A 15,622-nucleotide genomic window follows, 5' to 3' on the forward strand; every position below is an offset into this window, starting at 1 on the left:
CGCCAGACTCAGATTACTGCTGATTCTGACCGAGGATCAGGCGACCTTCTTTGTCCACTGGAATCTGACCACCTGGATCACGCTCCATACGCACCGTGCCTTCCTTGCCGTCCAGGTTGTAACGCACGTCGTAGCCAACCACCTTGTCACTGATGTCGTTCACGGTGTTGCAACGCGTCTGGGTAGTCGTATAGGTATCGCGGTTCTGCATACCTTCCTGAACCTTGTTACCGGCATAACCACCACCGACCGCACCCGCTACGGTGGCGAGTTTCTTGCCGTTACCGCCACCGATCTGGTTACCCAGCAGACCGCCTGCCAACGCGCCTACGACGGTACCAGCGATTTGATGCTGATCCTGCACCGGACGCTGCCGGGTCACTGTGACGTCCTTGCAGACCTCACGCGGGGTTTTAATCTGGGTTTTTACCGGCTGCACCGCCAGCACTTGCGCATACTCAGGGCCGCTTTTTACCAGGCTGTAGGTGGCAACAGCACCCCCGGCAGTCACACCGACAGCACCCAATACCGCACCAACCAGCAACGACTTGTTCACGTTGAACCTCCTGACCATCACAAACGGATCGAAAGATCCGCGCTATACCCAGCCTTGGAGCCAAAAAAAAGGCGCGAGTTCAATCTCGCGCCTTTCTTGTAACCGCTGATCAACAAACGCCCATCAAGGACGGTCGTCGACCTCCTTGCCAGTGCTGGCCGGAGGGATCAGGTCTTCGCTGTTCAGGTTCAGCCAGATCAGCACCACGTTGGCGATGTAGATCGACGAGTAGGTACCCGCCAGCACGCCGATGAACAGTGCCAGGGAGAAGCCCCACAGGTTGTCGCCACCGAAGATCATCAGTGCCGCGATCGCCAGCAAGGTGGAGATCGACGTGGCCATGGTCCGCAGCAGCGTCTGGGTGGTGGAGATGTTGATGTTCTCGATCAACGTTGCCTTGCGCAGTACGCGAAAGTTCTCGCGAACCCGGTCGAATACCACGATGGTGTCGTTGAGCGAGTAACCAATGATCGCCAGCACCGCCGCCAACACCGTCAGGTCGAACGTGATCTGGAAGTAGGCCAGGATGCCCACGGTCACGATCACGTCGTGGATCAGCGACACAATGGCGCCGACACCGAACTTCCACTGAAAGCGGAACGCCAGGTAGATCATGATGCCGACCAGCGCCATCAGCATGCCGAGGCCGCCCTGGTCGCGCAGCTCTTCGCCCACTTGCGGGCCGACGAACTCGACGCGCTTGACCGATGCCGGGTTGTCGCCACCGACCTTCTGCAAGGCCTCGGCTACCTGGTGACCCAGTTGCGGGTCTTCGCCAGGCATGCGCACCAGCAGGTCGGTAGTGGCGCCGAAGCTCTGCACCACCGCCTCGTGATAGCCGGCCTTGACCAGCTCGTTGCGCACCAGGGTGACGTCGGCCGGCTTCTCGTAGGTCAGCTCGATGAGCGTACCGCCGGTGAAGTCCAGGCCGTAGTTCAGGCCCTTATGGAACCAGCTGAACAAGGCCAGAACGGTAAGGAGCACGGTGGCGCCGAACGCAATGTTGCGAACGCCCATGAAGTTGATTGTACGTAACATGGCAGCCCCTTAAATCCACAACTTCTTGAAGTCACGTCCGCCAAAGATCAGGTTGACCATTGCGCGGGTCACCATGATGGCCGTGAACATCGAGGTAAAGATACCGAGGGACATGGTCACCGCAAAACCTTTGACTGGGCCTGTGCCCATGGCAAAGAGAATCCCGCCGACCAGCAAAGTGGTCAGGTTGGAGTCGAGAATCGCGGTAAATGCCCGGCCGAAGCCTTCGTTGATTGCACGCTGTACGGTCATGCCCGCCGCGATCTCTTCACGGATCCGCGAGAAGATCAGCACGTTGGCGTCCACCGCCATACCCATGGTCAGCACGATACCGGCGATACCCGGCAGGGTCAGCGTAGCGCCCAGCAGCGACATCAGCGCCAGCAGCATCACCATGTTGCCCGCCAGGGCCACGGTGGCAATGATGCCGAAGAAGCGATAGATGGCGATGATGAACAAGGACACGAACAGCATGCCCCACAGTGCCGCGTCGACACCCTTGGTGATGTTGTCGGCACCCAGGCTCGGGCCGATGGTGCGCTCTTCAGCGAAGTACATCGGCGCGGCCAGGCCACCTGCACGCAGCAGCAGCGCCAGCTCGGAGGACTCGCCCTGGCCGTTCAGGCCAGTGATGCGGAATTGCGCACCCAGCGGCGACTGGATGGTCGCCAGGCTGATGATCTTCTTCTCTTCCTTGAAGGTCTGCACCGGCACGTCTTTCTCGACGCCGTTGACCATCTGCTTGGTGTAGGTGGTAACAGGGCGCTGCTCGATGAAGATCACCGCCATGCTGCGACCGACGTTGCTGCGCGTGGCGCGGCTCATCAGTTCGCCGCCGTGACCATCCAGGCGGATGTTCACTTCAGGGGTGCCGTGCTGCGAATCGAAACCAGCCTTGGCGTCAGTGACCTGGTCACCGGTGATGATCAAGCCACGCTCGATCAGCGCCGGAGGACGGTTACCTTCACGGAATTCGAATTCTTCGGAAGTGGCGCGCGAAGCACCCGGCTCAGCCGCGAGGCGGAATTCAAGGTTGGCGGTTTTACCCAGGATACGCTTGGCTTCAGCGGTGTCCTGCACGCCCGGCAATTCAACCACGATGCGGTTGGCGCCCTGGCGCTGCACGATCGGCTCGGCCACACCCAGCTCGTTGACGCGGTTACGCACCGTGGTCAAGTTCTGCTTGATGGAGTATTCGCGGATTTCCGCGATCTTGGCCGGGCTCATCGCCAGACGCAGCACAGCCTGACCATTCAAGTCGGCTGGCACGATGTCGAAATCGTTGAAGTTCTTGCGGATCAGCGCACGGGCCTGTTCGCGGGATGCTTCGTCAGCAAAGCCCAACTGAATGGCGCCATTGAGCTGCGGCAGGCTGCGATAACGCAGCTTCTCTTTGCGCAGCAGGCTCTTCACGTCGCCTTCATAGACTTTCAGGCGTGCGTCGAGGGCTTTGTCCATGTCGACTTCCAGCAGGAAGTGCACACCACCGGACAAGTCCAGACCCAGCTTCATCGGGTGCGCGCCAATGCTGCGCAACCATTGTGGCGTGGTCTGTGCCAGGTTGAGTGCGACAACATAGTCATCACCCATGACCTTGCGCACGACGTCTTTGGCCGGCAATTGGTCTTCTTGCTTGGTAAGGCGCAACAAGCCGCCCTTCGCACCAGCCGCCAATGTTGCCGCTTTAACCTGGATGCCCGCGTCGTTGAGCGCTTTGCTCGCGCGTTCCAGATCAGCCTGGTTGACCTGCAGCGAAGTGCTGGCGCCAGAGATCTGGATCGCCGGGTCATCAGGATAGAGATTGGGAGCGGAATAAATAAAACCGACCGCCAGCACCGCCAGGATCAGTACGTATTTCCACAGAGGGTATTTGTTCAGCATCACGCCGCCCGCTTATAACGCGGGGCGCCTTGCGCGCCCCGTCGATTGGTAAAGGTTGTTACTTAGATCGCTTTGAGCGTGCCTTTAGGCAGCGTGGCGGCGATGGCGCCCTTCTGGAACTTCATTTCCACGGTGTCGGAGACTTCCAGTACCACGAAAGCATCGGAAACCTTGGTGATCTTGCCGGCGATACCGCCAGTGGTCACGACTTCGTCGCCTTTCTGCAGGCTGCCCAGCAGGTTTTTCTGCTCTTTGGCGCGCTTGGCCTGTGGGCGCCAGATCATCAGGTAGAAGATGACCAGAAAGCCGACCAGGAAAATCCACTCGAAACCACCGCCCATCGGGCCGGCAGCGGCAGGCGCAGCGGCGTCAGCCATGGCGTTAGAGATAAAAAAGCTCATTTAGCACTCCAGTTGCAAATAGTGAATCTTAGGGTCGGGAAACTCAGTCCAAGGGCGGCACAGGGAGCCCGCGCTTGGCATAGAAGGCATCGACGAAGGCGGCCAATGTACCCTGTTGAATAGCCTCGCGCAAACCAGCCATCAGGACTTGGTAATGACGCAAATTGTGGATGGTATTCAACATGCTACCCAGCATTTCCCCGCACTTGTCCAGATGGTGCAGATAAGCACGGGAGAAGTTCTGGCAGGTGTAGCAGTCACAGGTGGGATCCAGCGGCGAATCATCATGGCGATGGAACGCGTTACGGATCTTCAGCACGCCTGTATCGATGAACAGATGCCCATTGCGGGCATTACGGGTTGGCATCACGCAATCGAACATGTCCACACCGCGGCGCACACCCTCTACGAGATCTTCCGGTTTGCCAACGCCCATAAGGTAACGAGGTTTGTCAGCCGGCATCAGGCCCGGCAGGTAATCCAGCACCTTGATCATTTCGTGCTTGGGCTCGCCCACCGACAAACCGCCGATGGCCAGGCCGTCAAAGCCGATCTTGTCGAGGCCTTCCAGCGAGCGCTTGCGCAGGCTTTCGTGCATGCCGCCCTGGACGATACCGAACAACGCGGCCGTATTATCGCCGTGGGCATTCTTCGAACGCTGCGCCCAGCGCAACGACAACTCCATGGAAATGCGCGCGACGTCTTCGTCAGCCGGGTACGGCGTGCACTCGTCAAAAATCATCACGATGTCGGAGCCCAGGTCGCGCTGCACCTGCATCGACTCTTCCGGGCCCATGAACACCTTGGAACCGTCCACCGGCGAGGCGAAGGTCACGCCCTCTTCCTTGATCTTGCGCATGGCGCCCAGGCTGAACACCTGGAAACCACCGGAGTCGGTGAGGATCGGGCCCTGCCACTTCATGAAGTCATGCAGGTCGCCATGCTTCTTGATCACTTCCGTGCCGGGGCGCAGCCACAGGTGAAAGGTGTTGCCGAGGATGATCTCGGCGCCAGTGGCAACGATGTCACGCGGCAGCATGCCCTTGACGGTGCCATAGGTGCCGACCGGCATGAACGCCGGGGTCTCCACGGTGCCGCGCGGGAAAGTCACGCGACCACGACGAGCTTTACCGTCGGTGGCCAATAATTCAAACGACATACGACTCATAAGTTGTCCTCAGGGCCGCGCGGCGCCGGGTTGCGGGTGATAAACATCGCATCACCGTAGCTGAAAAAGCGGTACTCGTTGACGATGGCCGCTTGATAAGCGGCCATGGTTTCCGGGTAACCGGCAAAGGCCGACACCAGCATCAACAGCGTGGATTCCGGCAAATGGAAGTTGGTCACCAGGCAGTCGACCACATGGAACGGCCGGCCCGGATAAATGAAGATATCGGTGTCGCCGCTGAACGGCTTGAGCACACCATCGCGCGCCGCACTCTCCAGCGAGCGCACGCTGGTGGTGCCCACGGCCACCACACGCCCACCGCGCGCCTTGCACGCATTGACCGCATCCACAACGTCCTGGCTGACTTCCAGCCACTCGCTGTGCATATGGTGGTCTTCAATGTTCTCCACACGCACCGGCTGAAACGTCCCGGCCCCCACGTGCAGGGTCACATAAGCGCTTTCGACGCCCTTGGCGGCGATGGCATCCAGCAGCGGCTGGTCGAAGTGCAACCCGGCCGTCGGCGCCGCCACCGCACCGAGGCGCTGGGAGTACACCGTCTGATAGCGCTCGCGATCCGAGTCTTCATCGGGACGGTCTATATAAGGAGGCAACGGCATATGGCCGACGCGTTCCAGCATCGGCAACACCTCTTCGGCAAACTTGAGCTCGAACAAGGCGTCATGACGCGCGACCATCTCGGCCTCGCCACCGCCATTGATCAAGATACTCGACCCCGGTTTCGGCGACTTGCTGGAGCGCACATGGGCCAGCACGCGATGGCTGTCCAGCACCCGCTCCACCAGAATTTCCAGCTTGCCGCCGGAGGCTTTCTGGCCAAACAGCCGCGCCGGAATCACCCGGGTATTGTTGAACACCATCAAATCGCCCGGGCGCAAATGCTCAAGCAAATCAGTGAATTGACGGTGTGCGAGGGCACCGCTCGGCCCGTCCAGGGTCAGCAGTCGACTGGCGCGACGCTCGGCCAACGGGTGGCGAGCGATCAGCGAATCAGGGAGCTCAAAAGTAAAGTCAGCAACGCGCATGATGGGGTTCGTCTAGCAGGGCCGGGAAGTCTAGCGGAAATAGTGAAAATTGACCATGAAACGTGATTGACCAACGGTAATCTCATCTCTATACTTCGCCGCCATTGAGCCCTGATGGCGGAATTGGTAGACGCGGCGGATTCAAAATCCGTTTTCGAAAGGAGTGGGAGTTCGAGTCTCCCTCGGGGCACCATCTTAAAAAAAGACCTTGAAATTCAAGGTCTTTTTTTTCGCCTGTAGAAAAGTGGGTGGCCAGCTGATTCATCGCTCACCGCCCACTCCGAGCCTGAAACACAGTCCAAATGTGGGAGCTGGCTTGCCTGCGATTCGCCGGCTCAGACACCCTCAAACCACCTGCCTACACCCCAACCGAATCACCCTCCTCCGTCACCCCATTTGGCAACATCCCATTCGCCAAATCATCCACCACTGCCTTCGCCATCTCCCCCAAATAATGCGCTGCCCAAGCAAAACGATCCGCGCCTGTATCCATCGCTGCATCCAATGCCAGCATTTTTGAACAGTGGAGAAGCTCGGAGGCGTGCTCCAAGGCATCGCGGATGGGCACGCCGGAATTGACGCGGAATAGACGGTGGAGGTTGGGCTGTTTGCCGCAGGTGGAAAAGGTGATGACGCCGAGGGTTTTGTTGAGGGGTGGGTTGATCATTGGGCACCTCCCAGGTGGATGGGAGCGTGAGTTGCGGGATTGCGAGGGTACGACTGATCAGAAACGCTCATTGATAAGCTCCTAAGTAAGTGAGCCTATTGTTTTCGGATTATCAGGTCCGGTCGCTGGATTGGAAGCGACGGTGGAAGGTAGCGCGGGAACGGCTGGGGCTGGAAGGTCGGATCTGTGGCGAAAGGTTTCCCGCAAGGGGATCGGTCATTCAGGCAGAGGCAGCTGGACGGGTGCCCATTAACGGACATATCTGCACTGCTTGCTCGGCAAGGAGATTGCGCAGCGTTTGCATTTGTCCGATACGCTCATCCAGTAAAGCGATTTTCTCTTCAAATAACTGAGTCAACAGGTCGTCGGAGGCACCTTCGCTCTCCCACAGCAATGGCAAATTTTCGCCAATCTCTCTTAGCGAAAATCCAAGCTGCTGCGCCAGCTTGATATACCCCACCAGTTGCAGCGTCTGCTCGGGATAAAACCGATAGCCGTTGGCAGCACGAAGCGGCTTGATCAAGCCTTTCTCTTCATAAAATCTTAGGGCGTCGACTGACACCCCCATGTGGGCTGCCACTTCTCCGATCTTCATAAAATTTCAATCTCGCGTTGACTCTGGACCTAACACCAGGCTTTAGCCTGCGGGCTCGAACTGTAAGGGGCCATTATGATCAGCGTAAATAGAAATCTACAAATTGTCCGGGTCAGCGCTTTCTATGACTTGGTAGTTACCGCGGGCTTTATGACGCCCTGGACCGCAGGATTGGTTTTTAAAGGCTTCGCCGTGCTCTCCGGCATGCTTGCATTGGACCGACCAGTACCGACACTGGACGTTACCGCCATGTTATTCGCCAACCTGCTGGGCAGCGTGGTGGTGGTCTGGTCGCTCTGGCGGCTACGAGAGCCGAGCCGCAGCATTGGTTTATATGACGCACTGGCGAGAATACTGTTCACTATCTGGCAACTATTCGCGGTAGCCCACGGAGCCAGTTTTTTGATCCTTGGCTTCACCTGTTTCGAAGTCGGATTTGCCATCGCGCAAATACTGCCACTGAACCCTCCAAGAAAGGTTCGAACCAGCGCAAGCCCTAAGCGTTCTGGTCTTGGTTTGTAATAGACGGAATGTCCGCTTCTGGCCGATTGTATTGAAAAAGTCGGCTTTGAATTCCACGCCAGAAAAGTACGCGCCTGAGATTGAAATCTGAATTTTTGGCAGAAGGTTCAGGACTCGGATTTCACGTAGCAGCGTGCAACAGAGGTGTTTTCATGCATCAATATTCGAGTACTTTGGGAAAACCGACTTTTTCAACACCATCGGCCGATAGCCGCCCTTGACTAAGAGAAGCAGTCTTTATAGCTACGCAGCTTTCTCCCAATTCAGCCTCCACACTGCGACCTACGCGACAGCCACTTGATCCATATCGAAATGCGACGTTGCCGTGACTGCATGCCCACGAGCCAAAGCACCGGTATTAGCTAGTAAAAATTAACGTTAGGATGGCGTCATCAAGCGGGAAGCCAGCGTCCAAAATCAATGGCAGAATCCGCCACAGCTATCAACGACAGCGGCTTTGCACTCAATGCAGCGCCGGCCAAGGAATCAAGCAGCAATGAGCACAAAGAACCCGATCAGCCGGCTCACCATTAAAGGCTTCAAGTCCATCAAGAACCTTGAAGACTTGCACCTGGGCAGCCTGAACGTGCTGCTGGGTGCCAACGGTGCGGGCAAGAGCAGCTTCGTTTCCTACTTTCGCATGCTCAGCGAAATGATGGAGTTGCGCCTTAAAAAGTGGACGACCCAACAAGGTTCGGCAGACCGCGTTGTCAGCTTCGGCGTCAAGGAAACTCAGCAGATCAGTTCCTATGTCCATTTTGGCTTGAACGGCTATGAGTTCGAGTTGGAGCCGACCGTGGATGGTGACTTTGTTTTTTCCAATGAGCGGCTCTTTTTTGACGGCCCCATGTATGGGTCCGAGTGGATTCCGCTGGGCTCCGGGCATCAGGAGACCAAGCTTAAAAAAGCCTACGACATCAAGCAGTTCCAAGCCCCCTACAAAAACAACGTAGTGGCGTACTGCTACGAATCAATTTCCAGCTGGAAGATTTTCCACTTCCACGACACCAGCGAAACCGCGAGCGTCAAACGCTGGGGACCGGCCCATATCGACGACTATCTGCGTCCAGACGCGTCGAACCTGGCGGCCTATCTGCATCGTTTAGCCACCCAGACGCCTGAGGTGTATGAGCAGATCCGAAAAACGATCCAACTGGCGATTCCATTCTTCGACGACTTTGTGCTCAAGCCTGTGCGACTGGACAGCCAGGAAGAACTGATCAACCTGCAATGGCGTCAGAAGGACAGCGACTACACCTTCTGGCCGAGCCAACTGTCGGACGGTTCGATCCGTTTCATATGCCTGGTAACCGCCCTGCTCCAGCCCGACCCGCCATCGACCATCATCGTTGATGAGCCGGAACTCGGCCTGCATCCCTACGCCATCACCCTACTGGGTTCACTGCTGCGATCAGCCTCCACCCGAATGCAGGTGATTGTCTCAACGCAGTCAGTGCCTCTGGTGAACGAGTTTTCAATCGACGACCTGATCATCGTCGAGCGGGAAAAAGGCGCAACCGTCTTCAAGCGTCTCGACGAAAAAGCCTTCGAAACATGGCTGGACGATTATTCGGTAGGTGAGTTGTGGGAGAAAAACATCCTGGGCGGGAGGCCGCGTAAATGATTCGAGTCCACGTGATCTGCGAGGGCCAGACAGAAGAGATGTTCATCAACGAGGTGCTGGCTCTAGCCTTCCAGCACTTGGATATTTACCTGATGCCCGCGCTGATCGGGAAGCCCGGCCACAAGGGCGGCAACTTTCGTTTCGAACGTCTGCTCAGCGATGTTGAAAAGCGCCTGCTAGGTGACCGTCAGGCATATTGCACCACGTTTTTTGACTTTTATGGCCTACCCGAAGAATTCCCTGGCAAGGCGAATGCCGGTGGCAGGAACACCATGGATGAAAAAGCTGAGTGCCTGCTTGAAGCGATGGTGGAGAAGTTGGCGAACAAACTGGGTGATGAAGCCATGCGTCGATTCATTCCCTACGTGCAAATGTATGAATTCGAGGGTCTGCTATTCAGTTGCCCCACAGGGTTAGCTGTCGGGATCAACCAGCCGGCCCTCGAAGACCGTTTTTTGCACATACGAAATGAGTTTGAAACGCCGGAAGCGATTAACAACAGCCCGATGACCGCGCCGAGCAAAAGATTGCAGAAGCTGTACGCCGGCTATGAAAAACCGTTGCACGGTTCACTTGCTGCCATTGAGATCGGACTGCCGATCATTCGGCAACAATGCGCTCGATTCGATGCCTGGATCAGGCAGATGGAAGCGCTGCATACAATCGCCCAGCCATGATCGATCCGACCACACCCGCCGCCATTCTGACTGAACCTCCCACCCATCCACCTGGTCGCTAACGCTCGTCGATCAAGCCGAATTCTCCCCTACCCGCGCGCATCACAACCCTACGCACCACGCCTTCACCGGCTTCAACAAGGAGAACCTAAGCATGTCCGAACCCAAAAACCCCCAGCCGCCACTCCAAGGCTCCCAGTCCGACGACTCCGCCGCCGGCGGCTGGCCTGCCCTAAACGCCGTCAACAAACACCTGCTCCACCAACACGTCCTGCTCAAGGGCAACCGTACCCTGCTATCCATGAACAAACCGGACGGTTTCGACTGCCCCAGCTGTGCCTGGCCAGACCCGAAGAAGCCGCACACCTTTGAATACTGTGAAAACGGCGCCAAGGCACTGGCATGGGAGTCGACCAAAAAACGCGTCACGCCGGAGTTCTTCGCTGAACATACGGTGAGTGAGCTGGCCACCTGGAGCGATCACGACCTGGAAGATCAGGGCCGTATCACCGAACCGATGCGCTATGACGCGGGCAGCGACAAATACCTGCCCGTCAGTTGGGACGAGGCTTTCGCCGAGATCGGGCAGGAGCTGCGCGAACTGAGCGACCCGTGGAAACTGGAGTTGTACACCTCGGGGCGTACCTCAAACGAGGCGGCGTTTCTGTATCAGTTGTTTGGCCGCCTGTATGGCATGGCTAACTTTCCTGACTGCTCGAACATGTGCCACGAAACCACCAGCGTGGCCCTTCCCGAGTCGATCGGCGTAGGCAAAGGCACCACGACGCTGGAAGACTTCGAGAACGCCGACGCCATTTTCATCTTCGGTCAGAACCCTGGGACCAACAGCCCGCGCATGATGTCGGAGCTGCATGCCGCCGCACGCCGTGGCGCGAGCATCATCTCGTTCAACCCGTTGCGCGAAAAGGCCTTGGTGCGTTTTGCATCCCCCCAGGACCCGCGCGACATGCTCAGTCGCAGCGGCGTCAAGATCAGTTCCCAGTACCATCAGGTCAGGATCGGCGGCGACATGATTGCCCTGCAGGGCATCTGCAAGGCGGTGATTGAAGCGGACGATGCGGCTCAGCGTGAAGGGCTGCCCCGTGTGCTGGACGTCGCCTTCATCGACGAGCACACCCACGGCCTTGAGCCGTTCGCCGATTATTGCCGACAGCTGCCGTGGGAAATCATCGAGCGTCATTCGGGCCTGACGCGTCAGGCGCTGGAGGATGTGGCGGCGGTGTATATGCGGTCGGAGCGGGTCATCTGTTGCTGGGGCATGGGCATCACTCAACACAAGCGCGGTGGCGACGCGATGCAGCAGATCATTAATCTGCTGCTGTTACGCGGCAACATCGGCAAGCTGGGCGCGGGTGCTTGCCCTATTCGCGGCCACTCCAATGTGCAGGGTGACCGCACCATGGGTATCTACGAAAAAGCCGGCGAGCCGTTCCTGGCCAGCATGAGCAAGGTGTTCGGTTTCGAAGCGTCCCGCAAAGGTGGGCATGATGTGGCCGAAGCCTGTGAAGCGCTGCTGCGCGGCGAGATCGAAGCGTTTATTTCAATGGGCGGCAATTTCTTCCGGGCCATCCCGGATATCGACGTGGTGTGCCCGACCGTCAAGCGCTTGAAAATGACCGTGCTGGTCAATACCAAACTCAACCGCAGTGCAACGGTACATGGCCAGAAAGCGTTTTTGCTGCCGTGCATCGCCCGCTCGGAGCTGGACATGCAAAACGGTGTGGCGCAAACCGTTACGGTAGAAGACTCGATGTCGATGGTGCACGGCTCGACCGGCATGCTGGAACCTGCATCGAAACACCTGATCTCCGAAGTGGCGATCATCGCCGGTATCGCCAAGGCGACGCTTGCGCCCAACCCCAACGTGGATTGGGACAGCTACGTGAGCGATTACGCGCGTATTCGCGACAAGATCGAAGCCGTGCTGCCCGAGCAGTTTTATGACTTCAATCAGCGCATCAAGGAGCCGGGAGGGTTCCGCCTGCCCAATGGCGCCAGCGAGCGCAAGTGGAACACCGAGTCAGGCAAGGCTAACTTCCTGTTTCCGGCAGGGGTTTTTGACGAGGACGACACGCCACCGGGCGCTGATCATCTGCAGTTGATGACGATCCGCAGCCATGACCAGTTCAACACCACGGTGTATTCCAACGATGACCGTTACCGGGGTATCTACGGCGACCGCATGGTCGTGATGCTCAATCCGCAGGACATCGAGCGCCTGGGGCTCAAGGCGGGGGATTATGTCGAATTCCACACCGCCCTCGACATGACAACGCCGCGCCGAGCGCCCGGCTTCAAAGTCATCCCCTTCGACGTACCGCAAGGCTGTTGCGCCGCGTATTACCCGGAAACCAACGGCTTGCTGCCACTGGCGAATCGGGATAGCCGCAGTAACACACCGGCGGCGAAATCCATCCCGGTGAACCTGGTGCGGATGAATCCAGAGGAGGCGCAAGTGGCTTTGGAGCGACGCGGATTGATTGCGGCGGCCAGTTAGGGCTCGTGGTACAGCTTGCGCCCCCCTGACGCTCCGCGTCCTGCTTTCAGCGCAAAATCCGGCACTTGCGCAATGGGGACGCGGAGCGTCACGGGATGCATTCCCACGCGGAGCGAGGGAACGATCACTGTCCCCTTTTCGGGCTATTCAGTAGTAACATCCGTCCGACCCACCAAATCGGGTCTCCCGCAAGCAAACATGCCGCCAGCTATTGAGCACCAGCGGGGCATAGCTGCAAGACGCACCGGTTTTGTTGATAGCGACTTGCACCGACTCCATGTCGTCGCGGCTGACAGGGACGGATATTGCGCAGCAGTCCGGGGTTTTTGAACAGGCTGAAATTGTCGTGTCATTTCGCGTGCGCCCATTCACAGATACGGCCAACGCAGTGCTGTCACAGTGACCAGCCAAACCTTCCCCCGTGACAATAAACGAGGTGGTTGACGGGTTACCAGCACCACCCCCAAACCCTAGCGGAATAAGGAACAGAGAATGAGCGTAGCTTTCCCCGGCACTTACCGTTGAGATCGTGACGGGTGGATTACAGGACTGATTGACCCACGCCACGTGGGACACCGGTTTCCAATCGCGGTCGTCTGTGAGGTTCCAATGCTTGCCACTGCGGTAGTCATAGCAACCGTTCAGGCCTGCGACGGCGGTGAGTACCAGAAGAATTACCGCCCGTGTTGTTTTCATGGTTGACCCGCTTTTCCAATAAGGTTTTGATTGCCTGCACTCAGTTAAACCGGACATTAAAAGAGGACCGGGTTTCCAGGAGAAATAATCCGTTCCCTTTTCGGGTTTCCGATTGCGTCTACCGGTCTTTCGACGAAGTAACATAGGAAATCATGGCCTTCACAGCTACCTGCATTGTGTCCCTGTTTTTTTGGACTGTTGTTTCAGCAATTACAGGAACCAAGGAGCCTTGGGACCTGGCCAGTTATTGGACCATCATCTATCCCGCCGCGCTTGCTCTGTCAGCGATTCTTGGAGCCGTGTTAAAAAGCGCCCAGTGGTCCGCAGGCGCCGTGGTAATGCTTGCTCAGATCCCGGTGATTTTAGTTACTTCTGGTGCTTCCCCGTTGCTGGCTGTCGGTATCCTGTATGCGGCTGTTCTCTCAATTCCGGCGATAACGCTATCTTGGCTCGCCGGCAAAGTGCGGCAGGCTTACACCACGCCATAAAGCCCTGGTGGTTCTTTCTTAAAAACTAGACGGCTGGAAAATAGTCGCAGAGCGAAGCGCAGGTCGCTGAAGCTATGAACCCAGCGCCCTCACTCAGGCTTGGCGTCAGGCACCCACAATGTGCACGATGTTGCGGCCTGGGCGATCAGCCAATCATGATCACGTTTGGCGAAGGGCCGTGGCATCCCGGCAGAGACCCGAAGTGCCATTCTGTGGGCACCCGTGACTTCGCTTTCACTCGGAGTCGCCTCCCCCAGTTTTGTATTGTTCTTGAGCCCGCCAATGGCACCATGCAGTGCGAGCGCCTGTTTGTAGGTGTCGGCACTCTCTTCAACGATAGATACCGCGATAAAGGCGGCATTTGAGCAGCGATCCATTTTTTCCCACTGCTTCAGCTGCGCTTCTGTGCCGAGGGCGGCCGCTGATGACAACAAGACCATAAAGCCAATTAAACAACGCATTGTTTGCCTCCTTTCAAATAATTGACCGCTGTAATACCTCATCAAAAGCTGGCGAGCAATGTGGGCAACACTTACTCCACGTATCCCATAAGCCTCTAACAACTGCCAAACGCTTCACAACATGGGGTCTTTTTTTTCACGCGCAGAACAGTAATCATCGCCCTCCCCTAAAGCCCCAGGAACAGAGACCATGGAATTGACGCTGGAAGCGGTTGCGCTCTTTGCACTGAAGCTCGTGCACGAGACAGACGGCGGCAGTCCGGTTTTGCGGGATGATCCGGTGATGCAAGCGTACGACCGCGAGGTGTTTGGGTTGTTGGTGCGGCAGGGGGATTTGTCTGGGATTCAGTGGAAGCTGGATGAGTGCCTGACGTTAGCGCTCGAGTCGCTGGGCGGCGCAACGACCGTGATGGGGTTCGAGCTGCAACGGCTTGCGCTGCAGGTGCGCCAAGCGCCAACACTGGAAACCCTCAATGCCCCGCTCGACGCACTCAAGGATTATCTGAAAGCCATCCTGTGAACTGGGGCTATCGACGCCCCTCTACCGCCATCCGCACCGCCAACCCCATCAACGCCGACCCCATCAACCAGCGCTGCACCACCTGCCACCCCGGCCGGGTGACGAAAAACACTGCGATAGACCCCGCCAGCGTGGCAATCACCGCATTCACGCTCACGCTGATGAGAATCTGCGTGAAGCCCAGCACCAGGGATTGCGTCAGCACGCTGCCGTGGCCGTCCGGGTCGATGAACTGCGGCAGCAACGACAGGTACATCACCGCCACTTTGGGGTTCAGCAGGTTGGTCAGCAGGCCCATGGTGAATAGTTTGCGCGGGCTGTCCTGGGGCAGGCGCTGCACCTGGAACGGCGAGCGGGCACCCGGTTTGATCGCCTGCCAGGCCAGATAAGCCAGGTACAGCGCCCCGCCAAAGCGCAGGGCGTCGTACGCAAAGGGCACCGCCATCACCAGCGCCGTAATACCCAAGGCCGCGCACAGCATATAAACCAAAAAGCCCAACGCAACGCCGCCCAGGGAAATAAACCCGGCGGTGCGCCCCTGGCAAATCGAGCGCGAAATGAGGTAAATCATGTTCGGACCGGGCGTCAGCACCATGCCGAGTGATATCAGCGCATAGGCAAGCCAGCTGGACAGTTCAGGCATGGTCGGGCTCCCGAAATATTTGGTCAACGTTGTAGGGTTGGACGCCATGGTAGGGCGTTCAAAATGCGCGCGTTAGATACAGATACGTGATCAAAACGTCATACACCGTCCACACCATTCA

Annotated in this window: 16 protein-coding genes and 1 tRNA gene; 7 read left to right on the forward strand and 10 right to left on the reverse strand. The window is 57.7% G+C overall.

The window, feature by feature from the left end; all coding sequences use genetic code 11:
• Positions 1–13 precede the first annotated feature (13 nt).
• The 6 genes from C4J84_RS20880 to queA form a co-directional block, all read right to left on the reverse strand.
• Positions 14–556: a glycine zipper 2TM domain-containing protein gene (locus C4J84_RS20880; RefSeq protein WP_005791197.1), complete on the reverse strand. Its 543-nt coding sequence runs from the start codon at positions 554–556 to the stop codon at positions 14–16.
• Positions 557–679: 123 nt separating this feature from the next.
• Positions 680–1,594 (reverse strand): protein translocase subunit SecF, encoded by a 915-nt coding sequence (gene secF / locus C4J84_RS20885; protein WP_124368263.1) that lies wholly within the window; start codon positions 1,592–1,594, stop codon positions 680–682.
• 9 nt (positions 1,595–1,603) lie between these two features.
• Complete coding sequence (gene secD / locus C4J84_RS20890) at positions 1,604–3,475, reverse strand: protein translocase subunit SecD (protein WP_124371768.1); 1,872 nt, start codon at positions 3,473–3,475, stop codon at positions 1,604–1,606.
• 62 nt (positions 3,476–3,537) lie between these two features.
• Complete coding sequence (yajC, locus tag C4J84_RS20895; protein WP_003175975.1) at positions 3,538–3,876, reverse strand: preprotein translocase subunit YajC; 339 nt, start codon at positions 3,874–3,876, stop codon at positions 3,538–3,540.
• A 43-nt stretch (positions 3,877–3,919) separates the two neighbouring features.
• Entirely contained in the window at positions 3,920–5,035 is a 1,116-nt protein-coding gene (tgt, locus tag C4J84_RS20900; RefSeq protein ID WP_162279259.1) for a tRNA guanosine(34) transglycosylase Tgt, read from the reverse strand.
• A gap of 5 nt (positions 5,036–5,040) precedes the next feature.
• Positions 5,041–6,090: a tRNA preQ1(34) S-adenosylmethionine ribosyltransferase-isomerase QueA gene (gene queA / locus C4J84_RS20905; RefSeq protein WP_124371769.1), complete on the reverse strand. Its 1,050-nt coding sequence runs from the start codon at positions 6,088–6,090 to the stop codon at positions 5,041–5,043.
• 108 nt (positions 6,091–6,198) lie between these two features.
• On the opposite strand from queA, the gene C4J84_RS20910 reads away from it, so the two are divergent.
• Positions 6,199–6,283, forward strand: a tRNA-Leu gene (locus C4J84_RS20910).
• 165 nt (positions 6,284–6,448) lie between these two features.
• On the opposite strand, the gene C4J84_RS20915 is transcribed toward C4J84_RS20910, so the two are convergent.
• Both C4J84_RS20915 and C4J84_RS20920 read right to left on the reverse strand, forming a co-directional pair.
• Positions 6,449–6,757, reverse strand: a complete 309-nt coding sequence (locus tag C4J84_RS20915) for a DUF3077 domain-containing protein (RefSeq protein ID WP_076949885.1) — start codon at positions 6,755–6,757, stop codon at positions 6,449–6,451.
• A 220-nt stretch (positions 6,758–6,977) separates the two neighbouring features.
• On the reverse strand, positions 6,978–7,352 hold the full coding sequence (locus C4J84_RS20920; RefSeq protein WP_124371770.1) for a MerR family transcriptional regulator: 375 nt from the start codon (positions 7,350–7,352) through the stop codon (positions 6,978–6,980).
• A gap of 75 nt (positions 7,353–7,427) precedes the next feature.
• Here C4J84_RS20920 and C4J84_RS20925 point away from each other — a divergent pair, with 75 nt between their 5' ends.
• From C4J84_RS20925 to C4J84_RS20945, 5 genes are all read left to right on the forward strand, one after another.
• Entirely contained in the window at positions 7,428–7,874 is a 447-nt protein-coding gene (locus C4J84_RS20925) for a hypothetical protein (protein WP_124371771.1), read from the forward strand.
• Positions 7,875–8,340: 466 nt separating this feature from the next.
• Entirely contained in the window at positions 8,341–9,498 is a 1,158-nt protein-coding gene (locus C4J84_RS20930; protein WP_256681361.1) for an AAA family ATPase, read from the forward strand.
• A complete protein-coding gene (locus tag C4J84_RS20935) occupies positions 9,495–10,175 on the forward strand; it encodes a DUF4276 family protein (protein WP_124430437.1) in 681 nt (226 codons plus the stop codon). Before C4J84_RS20930 ends, C4J84_RS20935 begins: the two co-directional genes overlap by 4 nt.
• A gap of 154 nt (positions 10,176–10,329) precedes the next feature.
• On the forward strand, positions 10,330–12,693 hold the full coding sequence (locus C4J84_RS20940; protein WP_124436023.1) for an FdhF/YdeP family oxidoreductase: 2,364 nt from the start codon (positions 10,330–10,332) through the stop codon (positions 12,691–12,693).
• 848 nt (positions 12,694–13,541) lie between these two features.
• Positions 13,542–13,877, forward strand: coding sequence for a hypothetical protein (locus C4J84_RS20945; protein ID WP_124436024.1), 336 nt, complete (start codon positions 13,542–13,544; stop codon positions 13,875–13,877).
• 89 nt (positions 13,878–13,966) lie between these two features.
• Here the strand turns inward: C4J84_RS20945 and C4J84_RS20950 are convergent, their stop codons facing one another.
• Positions 13,967–14,338 carry a hypothetical protein gene (locus C4J84_RS20950; protein ID WP_256681362.1) on the reverse strand — a complete coding sequence of 124 codons (372 nt, stop codon included), beginning with the start codon at positions 14,336–14,338 and terminating at the stop codon, positions 13,967–13,969.
• Between the two features lie 190 nt (positions 14,339–14,528).
• Here C4J84_RS20950 and C4J84_RS20955 point away from each other — a divergent pair, with 190 nt between their 5' ends.
• A complete protein-coding gene (locus C4J84_RS20955; protein ID WP_124371776.1) occupies positions 14,529–14,858 on the forward strand; it encodes a hypothetical protein in 330 nt (109 codons plus the stop codon).
• A gap of 7 nt (positions 14,859–14,865) precedes the next feature.
• Here the strand turns inward: C4J84_RS20955 and C4J84_RS20960 are convergent, their stop codons facing one another.
• A complete protein-coding gene (locus C4J84_RS20960) occupies positions 14,866–15,501 on the reverse strand; it encodes a LysE family translocator (protein ID WP_124371777.1) in 636 nt (211 codons plus the stop codon).
• Positions 15,502–15,622: the final 121 nt, after the last annotated feature.

This window comes from Pseudomonas sp. R11-23-07 (genome assembly GCF_003852295.1).
Lineage (GTDB): Bacteria > Pseudomonadota > Gammaproteobacteria > Pseudomonadales > Pseudomonadaceae > Aquipseudomonas.